General features: G+C 67.7%; 16 protein-coding genes. 4 read left to right on the top strand and 12 right to left on the bottom strand.

Annotated features, from left to right (window positions below; all coding sequences use genetic code 11):
• Positions 1–46: 46 nt before the first annotated feature.
• Together GRB96_RS00865 and GRB96_RS00860 are read left to right on the top strand one after the other, a co-directional pair.
• The gene (locus GRB96_RS00865) at positions 47–505 is read left to right on the top strand and encodes a MerR family transcriptional regulator (protein ID WP_161430014.1); all 459 of its coding nucleotides are present in this window, start codon (positions 47–49) and stop codon (positions 503–505) included.
• Positions 502–3267 (top strand): heavy metal translocating P-type ATPase, encoded by a 2766-nt coding sequence (locus GRB96_RS00860; RefSeq protein WP_161430013.1) that lies wholly within the window; start codon positions 502–504, stop codon positions 3265–3267. The genes GRB96_RS00865 and GRB96_RS00860 overlap by 4 nt, the downstream gene beginning before the upstream one ends.
• An 84-nt stretch (positions 3268–3351) precedes the next feature.
• On the opposite strand, the gene GRB96_RS00855 is transcribed toward GRB96_RS00860, so the two are convergent.
• The 11 genes from GRB96_RS00855 to ffh form a co-directional block, all read right to left on the bottom strand.
• A complete protein-coding gene (locus GRB96_RS00855) occupies positions 3352–3969 on the bottom strand; it encodes a YitT family protein (RefSeq protein ID WP_161430012.1) in 618 nt (205 codons plus the stop codon).
• A gap of 10 nt (positions 3970–3979) precedes the next feature.
• Positions 3980–5773 (bottom strand): single-stranded-DNA-specific exonuclease RecJ, encoded by a 1794-nt coding sequence (locus GRB96_RS00850; protein WP_420841778.1) that lies wholly within the window; start codon positions 5771–5773, stop codon positions 3980–3982.
• Between the two features lie 315 nt (positions 5774–6088).
• Positions 6089–7477, bottom strand: a complete 1389-nt coding sequence (thrC, locus tag GRB96_RS00845) for a threonine synthase (protein WP_161430010.1) — start codon at positions 7475–7477, stop codon at positions 6089–6091.
• 3 nt (positions 7478–7480) lie between these two features.
• Positions 7481–8797, bottom strand: coding sequence for a homoserine dehydrogenase (locus GRB96_RS00840; RefSeq protein ID WP_161430009.1), 1317 nt, complete (start codon positions 8795–8797; stop codon positions 7481–7483).
• Between the two features lie 48 nt (positions 8798–8845).
• The gene (locus GRB96_RS00835; protein ID WP_161430008.1) at positions 8846–9595 is read right to left on the bottom strand and encodes a DsbC family protein; all 750 of its coding nucleotides are present in this window, start codon (positions 9593–9595) and stop codon (positions 8846–8848) included.
• A 3-nt stretch (positions 9596–9598) separates the two neighbouring features.
• Positions 9599–10498, bottom strand: a complete 900-nt coding sequence (xerD, locus tag GRB96_RS00830) for a site-specific tyrosine recombinase XerD (protein WP_161430007.1) — start codon at positions 10496–10498, stop codon at positions 9599–9601.
• A 118-nt stretch (positions 10499–10616) separates the two neighbouring features.
• Entirely contained in the window at positions 10617–10973 is a 357-nt protein-coding gene (gene rplS, locus GRB96_RS00825; RefSeq protein ID WP_161430006.1) for a 50S ribosomal protein L19, read from the bottom strand.
• Positions 10974–11126: 153 nt separating this feature from the next.
• Complete coding sequence (trmD, locus tag GRB96_RS00820; RefSeq protein WP_161432952.1) at positions 11127–11888, bottom strand: tRNA (guanosine(37)-N1)-methyltransferase TrmD; 762 nt, start codon at positions 11886–11888, stop codon at positions 11127–11129.
• Between the two features lie 38 nt (positions 11889–11926).
• Positions 11927–12478 (bottom strand): ribosome maturation factor RimM, encoded by a 552-nt coding sequence (gene rimM, locus GRB96_RS00815; protein ID WP_161430005.1) that lies wholly within the window; start codon positions 12476–12478, stop codon positions 11927–11929.
• 38 nt (positions 12479–12516) lie between these two features.
• Positions 12517–12765 carry a 30S ribosomal protein S16 gene (gene rpsP, locus GRB96_RS00810; RefSeq protein ID WP_161430004.1) on the bottom strand — a complete coding sequence of 83 codons (249 nt, stop codon included), beginning with the start codon at positions 12763–12765 and terminating at the stop codon, positions 12517–12519.
• Between the two features lie 123 nt (positions 12766–12888).
• Positions 12889–14307, bottom strand: coding sequence for a signal recognition particle protein (ffh, locus tag GRB96_RS00805; protein WP_161430003.1), 1419 nt, complete (start codon positions 14305–14307; stop codon positions 12889–12891).
• Between the two features lie 202 nt (positions 14308–14509).
• Between ffh and GRB96_RS00800 the strand changes: the two genes are divergently transcribed.
• Together GRB96_RS00800 and GRB96_RS00795 are read left to right on the top strand one after the other, a co-directional pair.
• Positions 14510–15310: a cytochrome C assembly family protein gene (locus tag GRB96_RS00800; protein WP_161430002.1), complete on the top strand. Its 801-nt coding sequence runs from the start codon at positions 14510–14512 to the stop codon at positions 15308–15310.
• Positions 15311–15388: 78 nt separating this feature from the next.
• On the top strand, positions 15389–16660 hold the full coding sequence (locus GRB96_RS00795) for an HlyC/CorC family transporter (protein WP_161430001.1): 1272 nt from the start codon (positions 15389–15391) through the stop codon (positions 16658–16660).
• 14 nt (positions 16661–16674) lie between these two features.
• Here GRB96_RS00795 and GRB96_RS00790 read toward each other — a convergent pair whose 3' ends face one another.
• The gene (locus tag GRB96_RS00790; protein ID WP_420841777.1) at positions 16675–17388 is read right to left on the bottom strand and encodes a 1-acyl-sn-glycerol-3-phosphate acyltransferase; all 714 of its coding nucleotides are present in this window, start codon (positions 17386–17388) and stop codon (positions 16675–16677) included.
• Positions 17389–17391 lie beyond the last annotated feature (3 nt).

Below are 17391 nucleotides of genomic sequence, written 5' to 3'. Positions count from 1 at the left end.
ACAAGGGTTTTACACTACAGGCATGCCAATCCCGAGAGGCGATCCCATGAAGGTCAGTGAACTGGCAAGGGGTGCCGGCGTCACCGCCGAGACCGTACGCCACTATGTGCGGGAGGGTCTTCTGCACCCCGAGCGCCATCCCGACAACGGCTACCAGCTGTTCACCCAGGACGACCTGGAACGGCTGCGCTTCATCCAGCGCGCCCGCACCCTGGGCTTCGGCGTCGCCGAGATCCGCGAGATTCTCGACCACGCCGACCACGGCGACTCGCCCTGCCCCATGGTTCGCGACCTGCTGGCCAGCCGGCTGCCGCAGATCCGCGAGCGGATCTCCGAGCTGCAGGCCCTGGCCGAGCGCATGGAGCGGGCGCTGGACGCCTGGGCCGAGATGCCTGACGGCACCCCGGACGGCCACAGCCTGTGCCGCCTGATCGAGAGCTTCCCCGAGCCGCTCCACACCCACGCCACCCCCTCTTCACACAGGCCCAACAAGGAGACGCCATGAACGCCACCCTCGAACGCCGCGTTCCCGGCATGAACTGCCAGGGTTGCGTGAAGCGCATGCGCGAGGCGATCCAGGCCGAGGACCCGCAGGCCGAGGTCATGGGTGCTCCGGACGACAAGCGTCTCACCGTCACCTCCACCCTCGACGACGCGAGGCTCGACCGCACGCTGCAGGACGCCGGCTACCCGCCGGCGGATCGTCCGCTGCGTCGCGAGCGCCAGGTGCCCGGCATGAGCTGTCAGGGCTGCGTGAGACGCATGCGCGAGGCGATCCAGGCCGAGGATGCCGACGCCGAGGTGGTTGGCGAGCCGGCGGAGAAACGCCTCACCGTGACCACCCGGCTGGATGACGAGACACTGGACCGCCTGCTGGACGAGGCCGGCTATCCGCCGGGAGAGGAGCAGCAGGCCGCCATGGATGACGAACAGGAGGAAGCCGTTCCCGCCACAGAGGCCCCGAGCGAGGCACCCCGGGAATCGCCCACCGGTGAGCGCGCCACCACCCATCGCCTCTCCATCGGCGGCATGACCTGCGCCAGCTGCGTGAAGAGCGTCCAGCAGGCGCTGGAGCGCACCCCGGGGGTGGTCTCCGCCACGGTCAACTTCGGCACCCACAACGCCCAGGTGCAGGGCAGCGCCGACGAGGAGGCCCTGATCGAGGCCGTGGAGGCGGTGGGCTATGGCGCCGAGCCGATCCACGACCTGCGCCAGGCCGAGGCGGCCCGCGCCGATCGCGATGCGCGGGAGTATCGTCGCCGCCTCAAGGGCAGCTTCTGGTCGCTGGCCCTGGCCATCCCGCTGATGGTCGGCATGTTCGTCTACCCCCCCCATCCGGAAGGCGCGGGCCGGCTCTTCTGGCTGGTGGTCGGGGCGCTGACTCTCGCCGTGATGGCCTTCCCCGGGCGGCACTTCTTCGTCAACGCCTGGAAGAACTTCCGTCATCACCAGGCCAACATGGACACCCTGATCGCCATGGGCACCGGCACCGCCTGGGCCTACTCCATGGCGGTGGTGGCCTTCGCCCCCTGGCTGCCCGAGATGGCCCGCGGCATCTACTTCGAGGCCTCGTCGATGATCATCGGCCTGGTGCTGCTGGGCAACGCCCTGGAGCTGCGCGCCCGGGGCCGCACCAGCGACGCCCTCAGGCGCCTGCTCGACCTGCAGAGCCGCACGGCCCGGGTGATCCGTGACGGCGAGGAGCGCGAGGTCGAGATCGACGAGGTGCGTGAGGGGGACCATATCCGCGCGCGTCCCGGCGAGCGCCTGCCGGTGGATGGCGAGGTGACCGAGGGGCAGAGCCATATCGACGAATCGATGCTTACCGGCGAACCCCTGCCGGTGACCAAGGGCGAGGGTGACGAGGTCAGCGCGGGGACCGTCAACGGCAAGGGCTCGCTGGTCTACCGTGCCACCCGAGTCGGCGCCGATACCCGCCTGGGCCGCATCACCGAACAGGTGGCCAGCGCTCAGAACTCACGGCCGCCCATCGGGGCGCTGGCCGACAAGGTCTCGAGCATCTTCGTGCCCTCGGTGATGATCATCGCCGTGCTCACCGCGCTGGTCTGGTACAACCTCGGCCCCGAGCCACGGGTGCTGCACATGCTGGTGACCGCCACCACGGTGCTGATCATCGCCTGCCCCTGCGCCCTGGGCCTGGCCACGCCGATCTCCACCATGATCGGGGTGGGCAAGGCCGCCGAGCACGGCGTACTGGTGAGAAGCGGCGACGCCCTGCAGACCGCCAGCAAGCTCACCACCCTGGTGGTGGACAAGACCGGCACCCTGACCGAGGGCAAGCCGAGCGTGACCGAAGCCGAGATCCTTGAAGGGGAAGAGCCCCAGGTGCTCGCGCTGGTGGCGGCCCTGGAGCGTGGCTCCGAGCACCCGCTGGCTGCGGCTCTGATGGCTCACGCCGAGGAGGGCGACGCCGAGCCCGCCGATATCCGGAATTTCGACAGCGTGACCGGCGGCGGCGTAAAGGCCGAGACCGCCGACGGCCGCGCGCTGCTGCTGGGCAACGCCCGCCTGCTGGAGGAGGCCGGCGTCGACCTGGCCAGCGGCAGGGAGAAGGCCGGTGAACTGGAGGAGAAGGCGCGCACCGTGGTCTATCTGGCCGTGGATGGCCGGCTGGCCGCGCTGTTCGGCATCAGCGACCCGCTGCGCCACGACACCGTGGCGGCGGTGAAGCGCCTGCAGGCCGATGGCCTCAAGGTGGTGATGCTGACCGGCGACAACGAGCACACCGCCTCCGCCATCGCCCGGGAGGTGGGCATCGACGACTTCCGCGCCGGTCTGCTGCCCGAGGACAAGCACGCCGAGATCGAGCGCCTGCAGGGCGAGGGTGAGGTGGTCGGCATGGTCGGCGACGGCATCAACGACGCTCCGGCACTGGCCCGGGCCGACGTCGGCTTCGCCATCGGCCAGGGCACCGACGTGGCCATCGAGAGTGCCGGCATCACCCTGGTGCGCGGCTCGCTGCACGGCGTGGCCGCGGCCATCGAGATCAGCCGCGCCACGCTGACCAACATCAAGCAGAACCTGGTGGGCGCCTTCGGCTACAACACCCTGGGCATTCCCATCGCCGCGGGTGTGCTCTTCCCCATCACCGGCACCCTGCTGTCGCCGATGATCGCCGGGGCGGCGATGTCGCTCTCCTCGATCACCGTGGTGAGCAACGCCAACCGCCTGCGCCTGTTCCGCCCCTCCGGCGAGGCCGGGGGCAGCGATGAGGTCGACAACCAGCACAAGGAGGCCAAGCGATGAGCTGGATCATCAATCTGGCAGGACTCGCCCTGATTGGCCTGATCGCCTGGTGGTTCTGGGGCAAGCGCTGAGCCGGGTACCGGCTCAGCTCACCCCCATGTAGCGCCCGGGCTTGTGGTTCAGCGCGATGATCAGGTTGAGGGCCACCGCACCGAGCACCGAGAGGCCGATTCGGTCGACCGGCAGCAGCGCCAGGCCGACCAGCATGATGGCGCCGTCGATGGCCAGCTGCACATAGCCGGCGCGCAGTCCGAAGCGGTCCTGCAGGTATAGCACCAGGATATTCACCCCGCCGAGGCTGGCGCGGTGGCGAAACAGGATCAGCATGCCGATGCCGATCAGGCAGCCGCCCATCAGCGCGCCGTAGAGCGGCGCCACGGCGGCGATGTCGATCCAGCGAACGGTGAGCTCCGAGAACAGCGACACCAGGCCGATGGCGGCGAAGGTACGCAGCGTGAACGACCACCCCATGCGCTTGATGGCCAGCCAGTAGAACGGCAGGTTGATCAGGAAGAACCAGGCGCCGAAGGGCCAGCCGCTGGCATACTGCAGCAGGAAGGCCATGCCGGCTGTGCTGCCGGTGAGCAGCGTGGCCTGGGTGTAGAGGGTCACGCCCAGCGCCACGAACAGCGTGCCGACAAGCATCGCCATGGCGTCCTCCCGGAGGGAGTGGGGGTCCTTGGGCAGCTCCTGCGGGTCCATGCCTGACTCCTTATATGACTTCGGCGTGCTCGACCATCAGCTGCAGGTTCTCCCTGCCCCGCCAGCGGTTGCGATTGAGCTTGTAGGCGCAGCGCAGCCGGTCACCCACCCCGAAGGCGGGCACCTCGCCCGGCGTCAGCGCCCGGAACCAGATCGCCCGGTGGATCACCGCGCCCAGCGAGAGCTCCAGCATCAGGTGGTTGCCATCGGCGCCCACCGGACGCAGGCGCTCGACGATGAACTCGCCCTGGAACAGCGGTGGATCGAACTCGCGCCCATAGGGACCCAGCGCCTGCAGCTCCTCGAGGGTCGCGAGGCTCAACTGCTCGGGGGCAAGGTCGCCATCGGTGAGGATCCGCGGATAGAGCTCCGCCCCACCTAGTTGCTCGGCCACCGCCTGGAGGAAGGCCGCCTTGAAGGCATCCAGCTGCTCGACGGGCACCCCGACGCCGGCCGCCCCGCGGTGGCCGCCGAAGCGTGGCAGCGCCTCGGGCGCCAGCTCGAAGGTGCGCTGCAGGGCGTCACGCAGGTGCAGCCCCTCGATGGAGCGCCCCGAGCCGGTCAGCATGCCCGGTGTCGCGGCGGGGGTCAGTACCAGCGCCGGGCGTCCGTAGGCCTGCACCAGCCGTGAGGCGACGATGCCCTGCACGCCGGCGTGGCCGCTCTCGAGATAGACCACGATGGCCGGCTCGTCGGCGGTCAACGCCGGCAGTGCCAGTGCCCGCGCCTGCTCGGCCATGTCGGCCTCGATCGCCTTGCGCGACTGGTTGTCCTGATCCAGCGTCTCCAGATGCCGCACCGCGGTGGCGTCATCCGCTGCCAGCATGAAGTGCAGCGCCGCATAGGGGTCATCGAGCCGTGAGCGGGCGTTGATGCGCGGCCCCATCTGGAAGCCCAGGGTCTCGGCATCGAAGGGCACGCTGTCGGCACCCAGGCGCTGGGCCATGGCCCGCCAGCAGGCGGCCTCCATGCGGTTGATCAGGGTCAGGCCGTGGGTCACCACCGCCCGGTTGGCGGGGCTGCCACCCAGCGAGACGCAGTCCGCCACCGTGCCCAGTGCCACATAGGAGAGCCAGGGCGAGAGCTTGGGTGTCTCCCGACCCAGCACGCCCCACTCGATCAGCACCGAGCGGGTCAGCGACATCGTAAGCCAGGCCACCATGCAGCCGGCGATGGTCGGGTCGGGGTAGTCGCAGTCATCGCGGGTGGGATTGACCACGGCATGGGCGGAAGGCGGCGGCCCCTCCACCGGCAGGGCGTGGTGGTCGCTGACCACCACTTCGATGCCCTCCGCGACGAGGCGCGCGATGCGCGGCTCATCGGAGCTGCCGCAGTCGGCGGTGATCACCAGGCTGGGCCGCGGCTTGAGGGCCAGGGTGCGCTCCACCAGCGGCAGGCTGATGCCGTAGCCGTCGTGGATGCGGTGGCCGATCAGGCTGTGCAGCTTCGCCTCGGGCACGCCGAACAGCTCGTGCAGGGTGCGCCGGATGACCACATGGGAAGTGATACCGTCGACGTCGTAGTCGGTGAGGATGCCGATATGCTCGCCATCGACCACCGCCTGGGCGATGCGCTCGGCGGCGCGACGCCCGTCGGCGAGCCTCTCGGGGTGGGCCAGGTGACGCAGGCTGGGCGAGACCAGCGGGGCGAGCTCGCCCTGATAGCCCGCCAGGCGCCCGGCCAGCACCCGGGCCTGGAGCTCGGAGAGCCCCTCGCGCTGGGCGCGAGCATAGAGCGCGGCATCCCGGGGCCGCGGCAGGATGCGTGGCCTCAGGCGCTGATTAAGATCGGTAGGGTCCGTCACTGCGTCCAAGCCGGGCTCCTCTGTTTCAAGTCTATGACCGCATGCAAGAGAGGGCCGCCGGAATAGCGAGGGGCGCTGGGGACAGGCCGAAGAGGGGGTCCTATGCCAGGGGTGAGAAGCACTGCTTCGAACGGGCTGGCCATGGATGGCCAGCACAGGTCCTGCAACCGGAGCAGGACGCGAGAGCGAAGCAGGGCATCGGTAGCGCCCAGGGAAGGGTTCACAGCGCCCCATCGACGGTCCGGCGCTCCGGGGTCTGTCGCCGGATCAGCCCCGAGCGTCATGCAGACTCGGAGCTGAATACTGCTGGCAGACTCAGCGGCGATTCTCGACGACGAACTGCTGGACGGCAGAAAGCTCCGCCGGCAGCACGCTGTAGCGCTCCTCGCGCTCCAGCAGGTCGTCCATGTGTGGCGGCAGCGGCACGCCCGGGAAGCCCGCCTTGACCACAGCCTCGGCGAACTTGGCCGGGTGGGCGGTGGCCAGGGTGATCATCGGCACGGCGGCATCACCCCGCTCGCGCTCCGCAGCGCGGTAGCCGGTGGCGGTGTGCGGATCGAGGATCTCCTGGGTGCGGTGGTGCGCCTCGCGGATCACCTCGAGGATGGTGGCATCATCCACGCTGTGGCTGGCGAAGCGTTCACGAAGGCGCGATAGCGGCGCATCCGCCAGGGCCGTGGGCTCGGCCTGGAAGCGCTCGAGCAGCTCGGCCACGGCGGCGCCGTCACGCTCGTAGGCCTCGAACAGCAGGCGCTCGAAGTTGGACGACACCACGATATCCATGGAGGGCGCCAGGGTCGCCTTGAGCTCCTGCTTCGAGAAGTCGTTGGCGGCAAGGGTGCGGTGCAGGATGTCGTTGGCGTTGGTGGCGATCACGAAGCGCTCCACCGGCAGCCCCATGCGGTAGGCCATGTAGCCGGCGAAGACGTTGCCGAAGTTGGCCGAGGGCACGCAGAAGCTCACCTCGCGCTGCGGCGCACCCAGCGCCACGGCGGAGGCCACGTAGTAGACGATCTGGGCCATGATGCGCGCCCAGTTGATGGAGTTCACCGCCACCAGCCGGGTGCCATTCAGGAAGGACTGGTCGGCGAAGCTCGCCTTGACCATCGCCTGGGCGTCGTCGAAGTTGCCCTCGATGGCGACGTTGAAGACGTTGTCCGCCAGCACCGTGGTCATCTGGCGGCGCTGCACCTCCGAGACCCGGTTGTGGGGGTGGAGGATGAAGATGTCGAGGTTGTCGCAGTGGCGGCACCCCTCGATGGCGGCCGAGCCGGTGTCGCCGGAGGTCGCCCCCATGATCACCGCCCGCTCGCCGCGCTTCTTCAGGAAGTGGTCGAGGATGCGGCCGAGCAGCTGCAGCGCCACGTCCTTGAAGGCCAGGGTCGGGCCGTGGAACAGCTCGAGCAGGAAGTGGTTGGCATCGAGCTGGTTGAGGGGCACCACGGCGTCGTGGCTGAAGGTGGCGTAGGCCTCCTCGACGATGCCGCGGAAGGTCTCATCGTCGATCTCGCCGTTGACGAAGGGCTTCATCACCCGGAAGGCGATCTCGGCATAGGAGAGCCCGGCCATGGCGGCGAGGTCGTCACGGGTGAGCGTGGGAACCTCTTCCGGTACGTAGAGGCCGCCGTCACTGGCCATGCCGGTGAGAACGACCTCCTCGAAGGAGAGCGCGGGCGCCTGCCCGCGGGTACTGATATAGCGCATGGCTTACTCCTGCTCGTCCAGGGACTCGACGCGAATCCGGGTCACCGGGCCGGCGATATCGGCCATGGACTCGATCTGGCGAATCGCCTCGTTCATGTGCTGCTCGCGAGTGCGGTGGGTCAGCAGGATGATCGGTACCAGTTCGCCCTCGGTGGCCTCCTTCTGGATCAGTGCCTCGATGGAGATGCCCTGCTCGGAGAGGATGGTGGCCACCCGCGCCAGCACGCCGGGACGATCCACCGCCAGCAGCCGCAGGTAGTAGGCGGTGGTGATCTCCTCCATGGGCATGATCGGCAGCTGGCTGACGTCCTCGCTGATGCCGCTGAAGGCCAGGTAGGGCACCCGGTAGTGGTGATCGGTGGTGATGTCGCGGGCCACGTCGAGCAGGTCTGCCACCACCGCCGATGCGGTGGGCTCGGCGCCGGCACCGGCGCCGTAGTAGAGGGTCGGGCCTACGGCGTCACCCATCACGGCGATGGCGTTCTTGACGCCGTGCACATTGGCCAGCAGCCGCTCCTTGGGGATCAGGGTCGGGTGCACGCGCAGCTCCAGGCCCTGCTCGGTGCGCTTGGAGATACCTAGATGCTTGATCACATAGCCCAGGTTGTCGGCCTGCTCCACGTCCTCGGCGGTGACCCGGGAGATGCCCTCGGTATAGGCCTTTTCGAACTGCAGCGGCACGCCGTAGGCGATGGAGGCGAGGATGGTCAGCTTGTGGGCGGCATCGATACCTTCGACGTCGAAGGTCGGGTCGGCCTCGGCATAGCCCAGCGCTTGGGCCTCAGCCAGCACATCGTCGAAGGCCCGGCCCTCGTCGCGCATGTGGGTGAGGATGTAGTTGCCAGTACCGTTGATGATGCCGGCCACCCACTCGATGCGGTTGGCACCGAGTCCCTCGCGCAGCGACTTGATCACCGGAATGCCGCCGGCCACCGCGGCCTCGAAGGCCACGATCACGCCCTTCTCGTGGGCCGCCGCGAAGATCTCGTTGCCGTGCACGGCGATCAGCGCCTTGTTGGCAGTGACCACATGCTTGCCGTTCTCGATGGCGGCAAGCACCAGCTCCCGGGCCACGTCGTAGCCACCGATCAGCTCCACCAGCACGTCGACATCCGGATTGCTGGCCACCTCGAAGACATCGGCAGTGGTGTTGATGCCGGTAAGGTCACACTCGGGATTGGGGGTGCGATAGGCGACCTGCTCGATGGCAATCGGCCGCCCAGCCCGCCGGGCAATGTCATCGGCGTTGCGCGTCAGCACGTTGAAGGTTCCGCCGCCGACGGTCCCCAGCCCACAGATTCCTACTCTCACCGGTTTCAATGTATTGCTCCTGCTCGCGTCTTCCGAGTTGGTTGTATGGCGTGCGTCTTATTCCTCGAGCCCCAGCATGGCGGCCAGGCGCTCGGCGGGCACGTAGCCCGGCACCAGACGACCGTCCGGCAGTACAATAGCCGGCGTCCCCTGGACGCCCAGTTCCAGCCCCAGATGATACTGTGACTCGACCGGATTGTCGCAGTCTGCTGAGGCCGAAAGCGAATCGCCGCGCTTGGCGGCACTCATCGCCTCGGCGGGGTTGTCGGCACACCACACCTGCTGCATGGTGCGCGCGCCCTGTGCATTCATGCCGCTGCGCGGGAAGGCCAGGTAGTGCACCTCGATGCCCAGCTCGTTGAGCCGAGGTACTTCCTCGTGGAGCTGCTGGCAGTAGGGGCAGGTGGTATCGGTGAACACCAGCACCTGGGCACGGCTCTCCGGCCCACGGAAGATGACCCTCTCCGACTCCGGCACCTGCTCCAGTCGTGCTGCGCGCTCGGTGTTGCGGCCCTTCTCGGTCAGGTTGACCAGGCCCTGGTCGCCATTGCGGTAGAGGTCGCCGACCAGGAAGTGCTCGCCCTCGGCGTCGCTGTAGAAGCGCTCACCGGTCTCCAGGCGCACCTCGAAGAGGCCCTCCATCGGCGCCTCGCGCACACTCTGCACCGGCATCGACTGGCCGTTGACCGAGAGCCGCTCGGCGAGACGCTCGGCCCCCTCCTGCTGGGCGAGTGCCGGCGCCGAAAACAGAGCCGCCAGAGGCGCGGCCAGCAGGCCGAGAAGAAGGATCCGGGAAGGAGTCGTCATGATTCATCCTCGTGGGTGGTGGTCGGCATGCAGGCGCTCCAGACGCGCCTGGGCCACATGGGTATAGATCTGGGTGGTAGAGAGGTCACTGTGACCGAGCAGCATCTGTACGACACGCAGATTGGCGCCATGATTCAACAGATGGGTGGCGAAGGCGTGGCGCAGGGTATGCGGTGACAGCGAGCGCTCGATACCGGCGATCCTGGCATGGTGCTTGATCCGGTACCAGAAGGCCTGCCGGGTCAGCGGCTGATCGTCGCGCCCCGGGAAGAGTGCCGGCCGGGTGGCGTCGCGCATCAGCGCCCCGCGGGCGGTACGCAGGTAGCGCGAGACCCAGTCCACGGCCTCTTCGCCCAATGGCACCAGGCGATCCTTGTCGCCCTTGCCGCGCACCCTGACCACGCCCTGGCGCAGGTTCACGGCATCGGTGGTCAGCCCCACCAGCTCCGAGACGCGCAGCCCCGCCCCGTAGAGCACCTCCAGCATGGTGCGGTCGCGCAGCCCCAGGTCGGTCGTGATATCCGGCGCGGCGATCAGCCGCTCCACCTCGGCCTCCTCCAGGGTCTCCGGCAGGCTGGGGCGCACCCGCTGCAGGCGAACCTCGGCCAGCGGATCACGCTCGATGCGCCCCGTCTCCAGCGCCCAGCGGTAGAAGCGACGCAGGCTGGAGAGCAGCCGGGCGTTGCTGCGCAGTCGATAGCCGGCCTCACGCCGCTCATCGAGCCAGGTCGGCAGGCTCGCGGGGGCCGGCGTGACCAGAGTCTCGCCACCCTCGGCGAGACGCGCCGCCCAGGCAGCCAGGTCACGACGGTAGGCGGCCAGCGTATGCTCGCTCACCCCCTGCTCGAGCCACAGGGCATCGAGGAAGGCATCGATGGTGGCACTCTCGTCTGGCGCGCTCATGGCAGGCTCCGGCTGGCATGCCTCGGGTAAAAGGAAACCCCGCCCCGCGCAAGCGGTGACGGGGTTTCTCGGTCGAGCCGGGGCAGGGCCCCGGCTCGTGGGCTCCGAGGCCTCGGCCTCAGACCAGCTTTTCCTTGATGCGAGCAGACTTACCGCTGCGCTCACGGAGGTAGTACAGCTTGGCCTGGCGTACGTCGCCGCGACGCTTGACGCTGATGGAGTCGACCAGCGGGCTGTAGGTCTGGAAGGTACGCTCGACGCCGACACCGTGGGAGATCTTGCGCACGGTGAAGGCGGAGTTCAGACCGCGGTTGCGCTTGCCGATCACCACACCTTCGAAGGCCTGGAGACGCTCGCGGTTGCCTTCCTTGACCTTGACCTGGACGACAACGGTGTCGCCGGGGGCGAAGGCCGGGATCTCCTTGCTCATCTGCTCGGCTTCGAGCGCCTGGATCACCTTGTTCTTGCTGCTCATGACAATGACTCCTTGATAACCTGATTCAGCGGTCGCTTGGCTTGCCGGTGAATCGTGATCCCGGCGCTCGAACGAACTCGAGAGCGCGGGAGATAATGGGTGACGCGGGGCCACAAGCTCGGCGGCTTGGATGTCCCGCACCTCCGCCCTGCCCTATCTGGCGAGCAGCGCGTGTTCCTCGAGGTACTCCCGGAGCAGCTCGCGCTGCTCCTTGCTCAACTCCCTGCCTTCCAGCAGGTCGGGGCGCCGCTGCCAGGTACGCCCCAGGGACTGCTTCAGCCGCCAGCGCCGGATGGCGCCGTGATTGCCGCTGAGCAGGACTTCCGGCACCTGCCGCCCGTCGATCGCCTCCGGGCGGGTGTAGTGCGGGCAGTCCAGCAGCCCGTCATTGAAGGAGTCCTCGACCGCGGAATCCTGATGGCCCAGCACTCCGGGCACCAGCCTTGCCGCGGCATCGATCAGCACCATGGCCGGCAGCTCGCCGCCGCTCAGCACGTAGTCGCCGATCGACCACTCCTCATCGATGTCGCTCTCAACCACGCGTTCATCGATGCCTTCGTAACGCCCGGCCACCACCACCAGGGGTGGTCCGGCAGCCAGTTCCTGCGCGCCGGCCTGGTCGAGCCGCCGCCCCTGGGGCGACAGATAGATCACCCTGGGACGCTGCCCGGTGGCCTGCTCGGCCCTGGCCCTGGCGGCGTGGATCGCCGCGCGCAGGGTATCGACCTTCATCAGCATCCCCGGCCCGCCACCGTAGGGGCGGTCGTCGACGGTGCGATGCCGGTCGCTGGCGTAGTCGCGCGGGTTCCAGATCTCCAGCGCGATACGTCCTTTGTCCACTGCCCGACCAGTGACGCCGTGGCGGGTTATCGCCTCGAACATCTCCGGAAACAGCGAGACGACGCCGATCCACATGTCGGGCACCGACTCGACCGGGGTCGCTTCGGATTCCGTCAAAATTCGGGATCCCAGTCGACAGTCATCACGCCAGCCTCGAGGTCGACCTCGAGGATCACCTCCTCGGGCAGGAACGGCAGCAGCCGCTCGCGGGCGTCGATGGCGTCCGCCTCGAGACTCCCCTTCACGACCATGACGTCGTTGGCGCCGGTCTCGAAGAGGTGGTCGATGCGCCCCAGCACGCTGCCCTCGCGGGTCACGACCCGCAGGCCTTCCAGTTCGTGCCAGTAGAAGTCGTCGCCGGTCAGTTCGGGCAACTCGGCCTTGGGCATCACGATCTCCGCACCGGCCAGCGCTTCGGCGGCCTCGCGGCTATCACAGCCCTCCAGCCGGGCCACCAGGCTCTTGCCATGGCGGCGCCCCTGCACCAGGCGGCGACGCTCGAGCGTCTCGCCGTGACGCACTACCCACTCGGAGTAGTCGAGGATGCCCTCCATGGGGCTGGTGTACGAGTACACCCTGAGCCAGCCCTTCACGCCATAGGGGCTGGTCAGCTTTCCCAGCACCACATGATCGTCGGCGGGCTGAGCCTTGGCAGATTCGCTCATCGACGACCTCGGAACCGAGATAACCATCGCATCAGGCCTCAGGCCTGCTTGCGAGCTTCCTTGACCAGCTCGGCGACGCGGCCGGAGAGCTGGGCACCCTGGCTCTGCCAGTGGGCAATACGGTCGAGGTCGATGCGCAGACGCTCTTCCTGGCCGCGGGCGACCGGGTTGAAGAAGCCGAGACGCTCGATGAAACGGCCGTCGCGGGCGTTGCGGGAATCGGTAACGGTCAGGTGGTAGAAGGGACGCTTCTTGGCGCCACCACGAGCCAGACGAATGGTAACCATGGCCTAGTCAGTCCTTCGGTTGAGTTGGATTCGGTCACGACGATGACCGCGCCATTCGCGGTCCTGCCAGTGAAGACGCAGCATTCTACGGAAAACAGCCCCGCTTGGGAACCTTTTTCGGGTTTATCGCCAGGGCTTGCCGCCCGGACCACCCATTCCGCCCATGCCCCCCATGCCCCCGGGGCCTCCCGGGCCGCCGCCACCCATCATGCCGGACATGCCTCGCATCATGTTCTGCATGCCGCCCTTCTTGCCCGCCTTCTTCATCATCTTCTGCATCTGCTTGTGCTGCTTGAGCAGGCGGTTCAGGTCGGGCACCTGCAGGCCGGCGCCGGCAGCGATGCGCCGCTTGCGCGAGCCGTTGATGATCTCCGGCTTGCGGCGCTCCTGGGGTGTCATGGAGTTGATCAGTGCCTCGAGCTTGCCCATCTCCTTCTCGGGACCGGGGCCCTGGGCCATCTCTGCCATCTGCCCCATGCCCGGCAGCTTGCCCAGCAGGCCGCCCATGCCGCCCATCTTCTTGAGCTGCTGGAGCTGGTCGCGGAAGTCCTCGAGGTCGAAGCCCTGGCCCTTCTTGACCTTCTTGGCCAGCTTCTCGGCCTTGCCCTTGTCGACGGTGCGCTCGGCCTCCTCGATCAGCGACAGCACGTCGCCCATGCCGAGGATCCGCGAGGCGACACGGTCCGGATGGAAGGGCTCCAGGGCGTCGACCTTCTCGCCCACGCCCATGAACTTGATCGGCTTGCCGGTGATATGGCGCACCGAGAGAGCGGCACCGCCGCGGGCGTCGCCGTCGGCCTTGGTCAGGATCACGCCGGTCAGCGGCAGGGCCTCGTGGAAGGCCTTGGCGGTGTTGGCGGCGTCCTGACCGGTCATGGCGTCGACGACGAACAGCGTCTCCTGGGGCGAGACGGCTTTGTGCAGCGCCTGGATCTCCGCCATCATCGCCTCGTCGATGGCCAGGCGACCGGCGGTATCCACCAGCACCACGTCATGGAACTGGATCTTGGCGTGCCGGATCGCCGCCTCGGCGATATCGACAGGTTTCTGGTCGGAGCGCGACGGGAAGAAGTCGACCTCGACCTCCTTCGCCAGGGTCTCGAGCTGATCGATGGCCGCCGGGCGATAGACGTCGGCGGAAACCACCAGCACCTTCTTCTTCTCGCGCTCGCGCAGGTAGCGCGCCAGCTTGGCCACCGAGGTGGTCTTGCCTGCACCCTGCAGGCCGGCCATCAGGACCACCGCCGGCGAGCCCTTGAGCGTCAGGCCCTCATTGGCCTCGCCCATGGTCGCCTCGAGCTCCTGCTGGACGATCTTGACGAACTGCTGACCGGGCGAGAGGCTCTTCGAGACCTCCTGACCCACGGCGCGCTCGCGCACCCTCTCGATGAAGTCCTTGACCACCGGCAGGGCGACGTCGGCTTCGAGCAGGGCCCGGCGCACCTCGCGCAGGGTATCCTTGACGTTGTCTTCGGTCAGGCGCGCCTGACCCTTGATCGACTTGAGCGTCTGCGACAGGCGCTCACTGAGATTCTGGAACATTGGCCTCTCCACATGTGCGATGGCCTGAAGTTTGCGAGCGATTATACGCGCTGTGGGCGCGACTCTCCATGCACCTGGCTTCGCGCCCCGGGACGAGGTGCCGCAGGCCACGGCCTGTGCGGCAGGCGGGGGATTGGGTATAGTAGCCGCACGCTAGTCACCCTTATGCTGTTCACTTCCACAAGCGCACGGATCGCAACCCATGCAGGCGCTCGCCCTGGCCATAATAGCCTTCCTCCTCTACATCGCCGCCGCCTCCTGGCAGGGGTTGACCCTGGCTCGCCGAGTCGCGCCGCAACCGATGCTGGTACGCGGCCTCGCGCTGCTGGGTCTGCTGTGTCACCTGCCACTGGTCATCGGCCTCTTCGGCCACGATGCCCAGGTGCTGCCGGGGCTCTACGCCAGCATGGTGCTGATCAGCGCCATGGCGGTCGCCCTGCTGCTGGGTATCAGCCTGTTCAAACCAGTACTGGGTGCCGCGACGGGTATCCTGCCGTTGGCGGGAATCGCGCTGCTGCTGGCCGCGACGGTGCCGGCGGCGCCACACTCCGATGACCTGCCTCCCGGCGTGGCACTGCATGCCATCAGCTCCCTGCTGGGGTTTGCGGTACTCGCCATCGCCGCCGTCCAGGCGGTGCTGCTAGGCCTGCAGAACCGTGCCCTGCGCCATCACCAGATCCGCGGCATCGTCCAGGCCCTGCCCCCGCTGACCTCCATGGAGCGCCTGCTCTTCGAGCTTATCTGGGCCGGTATGGGGCTGCTGACCCTCGCGATCATCAGCGGCTTCGCGTTCCTCGACAACATGTTCGCCCAGCACCTCGCCCACAAGACCATCCTCTCGCTGGCCGCCTGGGTGATCTTCGCCACCCTGCTGTTCAGCCATCACCGCCTGGGCTGGCGTGGCATGCGTGCCGTGCGCTGGACCCTGGGTGGCAGCGCGGTACTGCTGGTGGCCTACTTCGGCAGCCGCTTCGTGCTGGAAGTGCTACTCGGCCGCGGTTGAACGACTTTCCATCGTCTTGACACCGCGCGCCCACCTCCCGTCAAATCGAGCCTGACCCGCGACCGAGGACCCTTCGACTTGAGCGACGACTTCCCACTGGGATTGCTGTTCGGCCTGCTGTTCCTGCTTGTCTGCCTGTCTGCCTTCTTCTCGAGCTCCGAGACCGGCATGATGTCCATCAATCGCTACCGTCTCAGCCACCGGGTCAACAGCGGCGAAGCGCGCGCCCAGAGAGTCGCCAGGCTGCTCGCTCGTCCCGATCGGCTGATCGGCGTGATCCTGATCGGCAACAACTTCGTCAACAACCTGGCGGCGTCCATCGCCACCATCATCGCCATTCACTTCCTCGGCGACGTCACCGGCCCTGCCGTGGCCACCGCCGCCCTGACCATCACCATCCTGATCTTCGCCGAGGTCACCCCCAAGACCTATGCGGCGGTGAAGCCGGAGCGCATCGCCTTCCCCGCCTCGCTGGTGCTCGAACCGCTGCTCAAGCTGCTCTATCCGCTGGTGTGGCTGGTCAACGTGATCTCCAACGGCCTGCTGCGCCTGATCGGCGTGCGCAACATCGATGGCGACGGCGACAACCTGACCCGCGACGAGCTGCGCACCGTGGTCCATGAAGCGGGCACCCTGATTCCGCAGCGCCACCAGACGATGCTGCTCTCCATCCTCGACCTCGAGAACGTCACCGTGAACGACATCATGGTGCCGCGCCATGAGGTCGTCGGCATCAACCTCGACGATGGCCTCGAGGAAATCCTCGTCCAGATCCGTACCAGCCAGCACACCCGGCTCCCGGTCTACAAGGGTGACATCAACAACATCATCGGCATGCTGCACCTGCGCAACGCGGCACGCTTCCTCTCCCGCAGCGAGGTGACCAAGGCGGCCATCGTGCAGGAGGCTCGAGAGCCCTACTTCATTCCCGAGTCCACTCCATTGCATACCCAACTGCTCAATTTCCAGAAGCAGAAGCGCCGCATCGGCATCGTGGTGGACGAGTACGGCGATGTGGAGGGGCTGGTGACGCTGGAGGATATCCTCGAGGAGATCGTCGGCGAGTTCACCACCGATGTGGCGGGCATGGAGGAGGAGATCCACCGCCAGGAGGACGGCAGCGTGGTGATCGAAGGCACCGCCAATATCCGCGACGTCAACAAGTCACTGGGCTGGCAGCTGCCCACCGATGGCCCCAAGACGCTCAACGGCCTGATCCTCGAGCACCTGGAGGCGTTTCCGGAGGGCCCCGTCTCGCTGCAGGTGGGTGGCGTGCGCATGGAGATCCAGGAGGTACGCGACAACCTGATCACCGAGGCCCGCTGCTGGCCGGCACCACGACGGCGCTGAGCCGGGAGCCCAGCTCAGTGCCGCTGGACCTGCTGTTCGGCTAGCGGCTGGGTCCAGGCATCCCCTTCGCACTTGAGCTCGCTTACCCGGGCCTGCAGGTGGCGCCGGGTGGCCGCACCCGGCGAGAGCGGCTCGCCGAGCCGCAACATCACCCGGGCGCGGAAGCGGCGTGGTCGCCCGCTCAGGGCTCGGCCGTGGCAGTGGGAGGTCCATGACCCCCACAACCCGGAAAGGCCTGCCGGAATCACCGGGACCGGATCACGCGCAAGGATCAGCTCAAGGCCACGGCGGAACTCCTGCACCTCGCCATCCAGTGTCAGCCGCCCCTCGGGAAACAGCATCACCACCTCACCATCGCGCAGCGCACGACTCACCTCATCCAGCGCTCGGCGCAGGCTACCCGTGTCACAGCGCTCCGACTCCACGGGAATCGCACCCACCAGGCGGAACAGCCAGTTGAGCCAGGGGGAGTCATAGATCGGCTTGTCCATCAGGAAACGTAAAGGCCGCGGGCTGGCACCTCCCATCACCAGCGCATCCATGAAGCTGACGTGGTTGCACACCACCAGGGCGGCACCGCGCCTGGGCAGGTGCTCGACCCCCACCCGGCGCAGCCGGTAGATCAGGCGGACCAGCAGATAGACCAACAGGCGCACCGTTGGACGCGGCGCCTGCACGAGCCGCCAGGCGAGCCACAGCGCCACACAGGCGACCAGGGACCAGATCAGCGC

The organism is Halomonas alimentaria (assembly GCF_009902005.1).
Classification (GTDB): Bacteria; Pseudomonadota; Gammaproteobacteria; order Pseudomonadales; family Halomonadaceae; genus Halomonas; species Halomonas alimentaria.
Note: the sequence above shows the minus strand (reverse complement) of the source record. Positions and strands in the feature narration are given on the sequence as shown.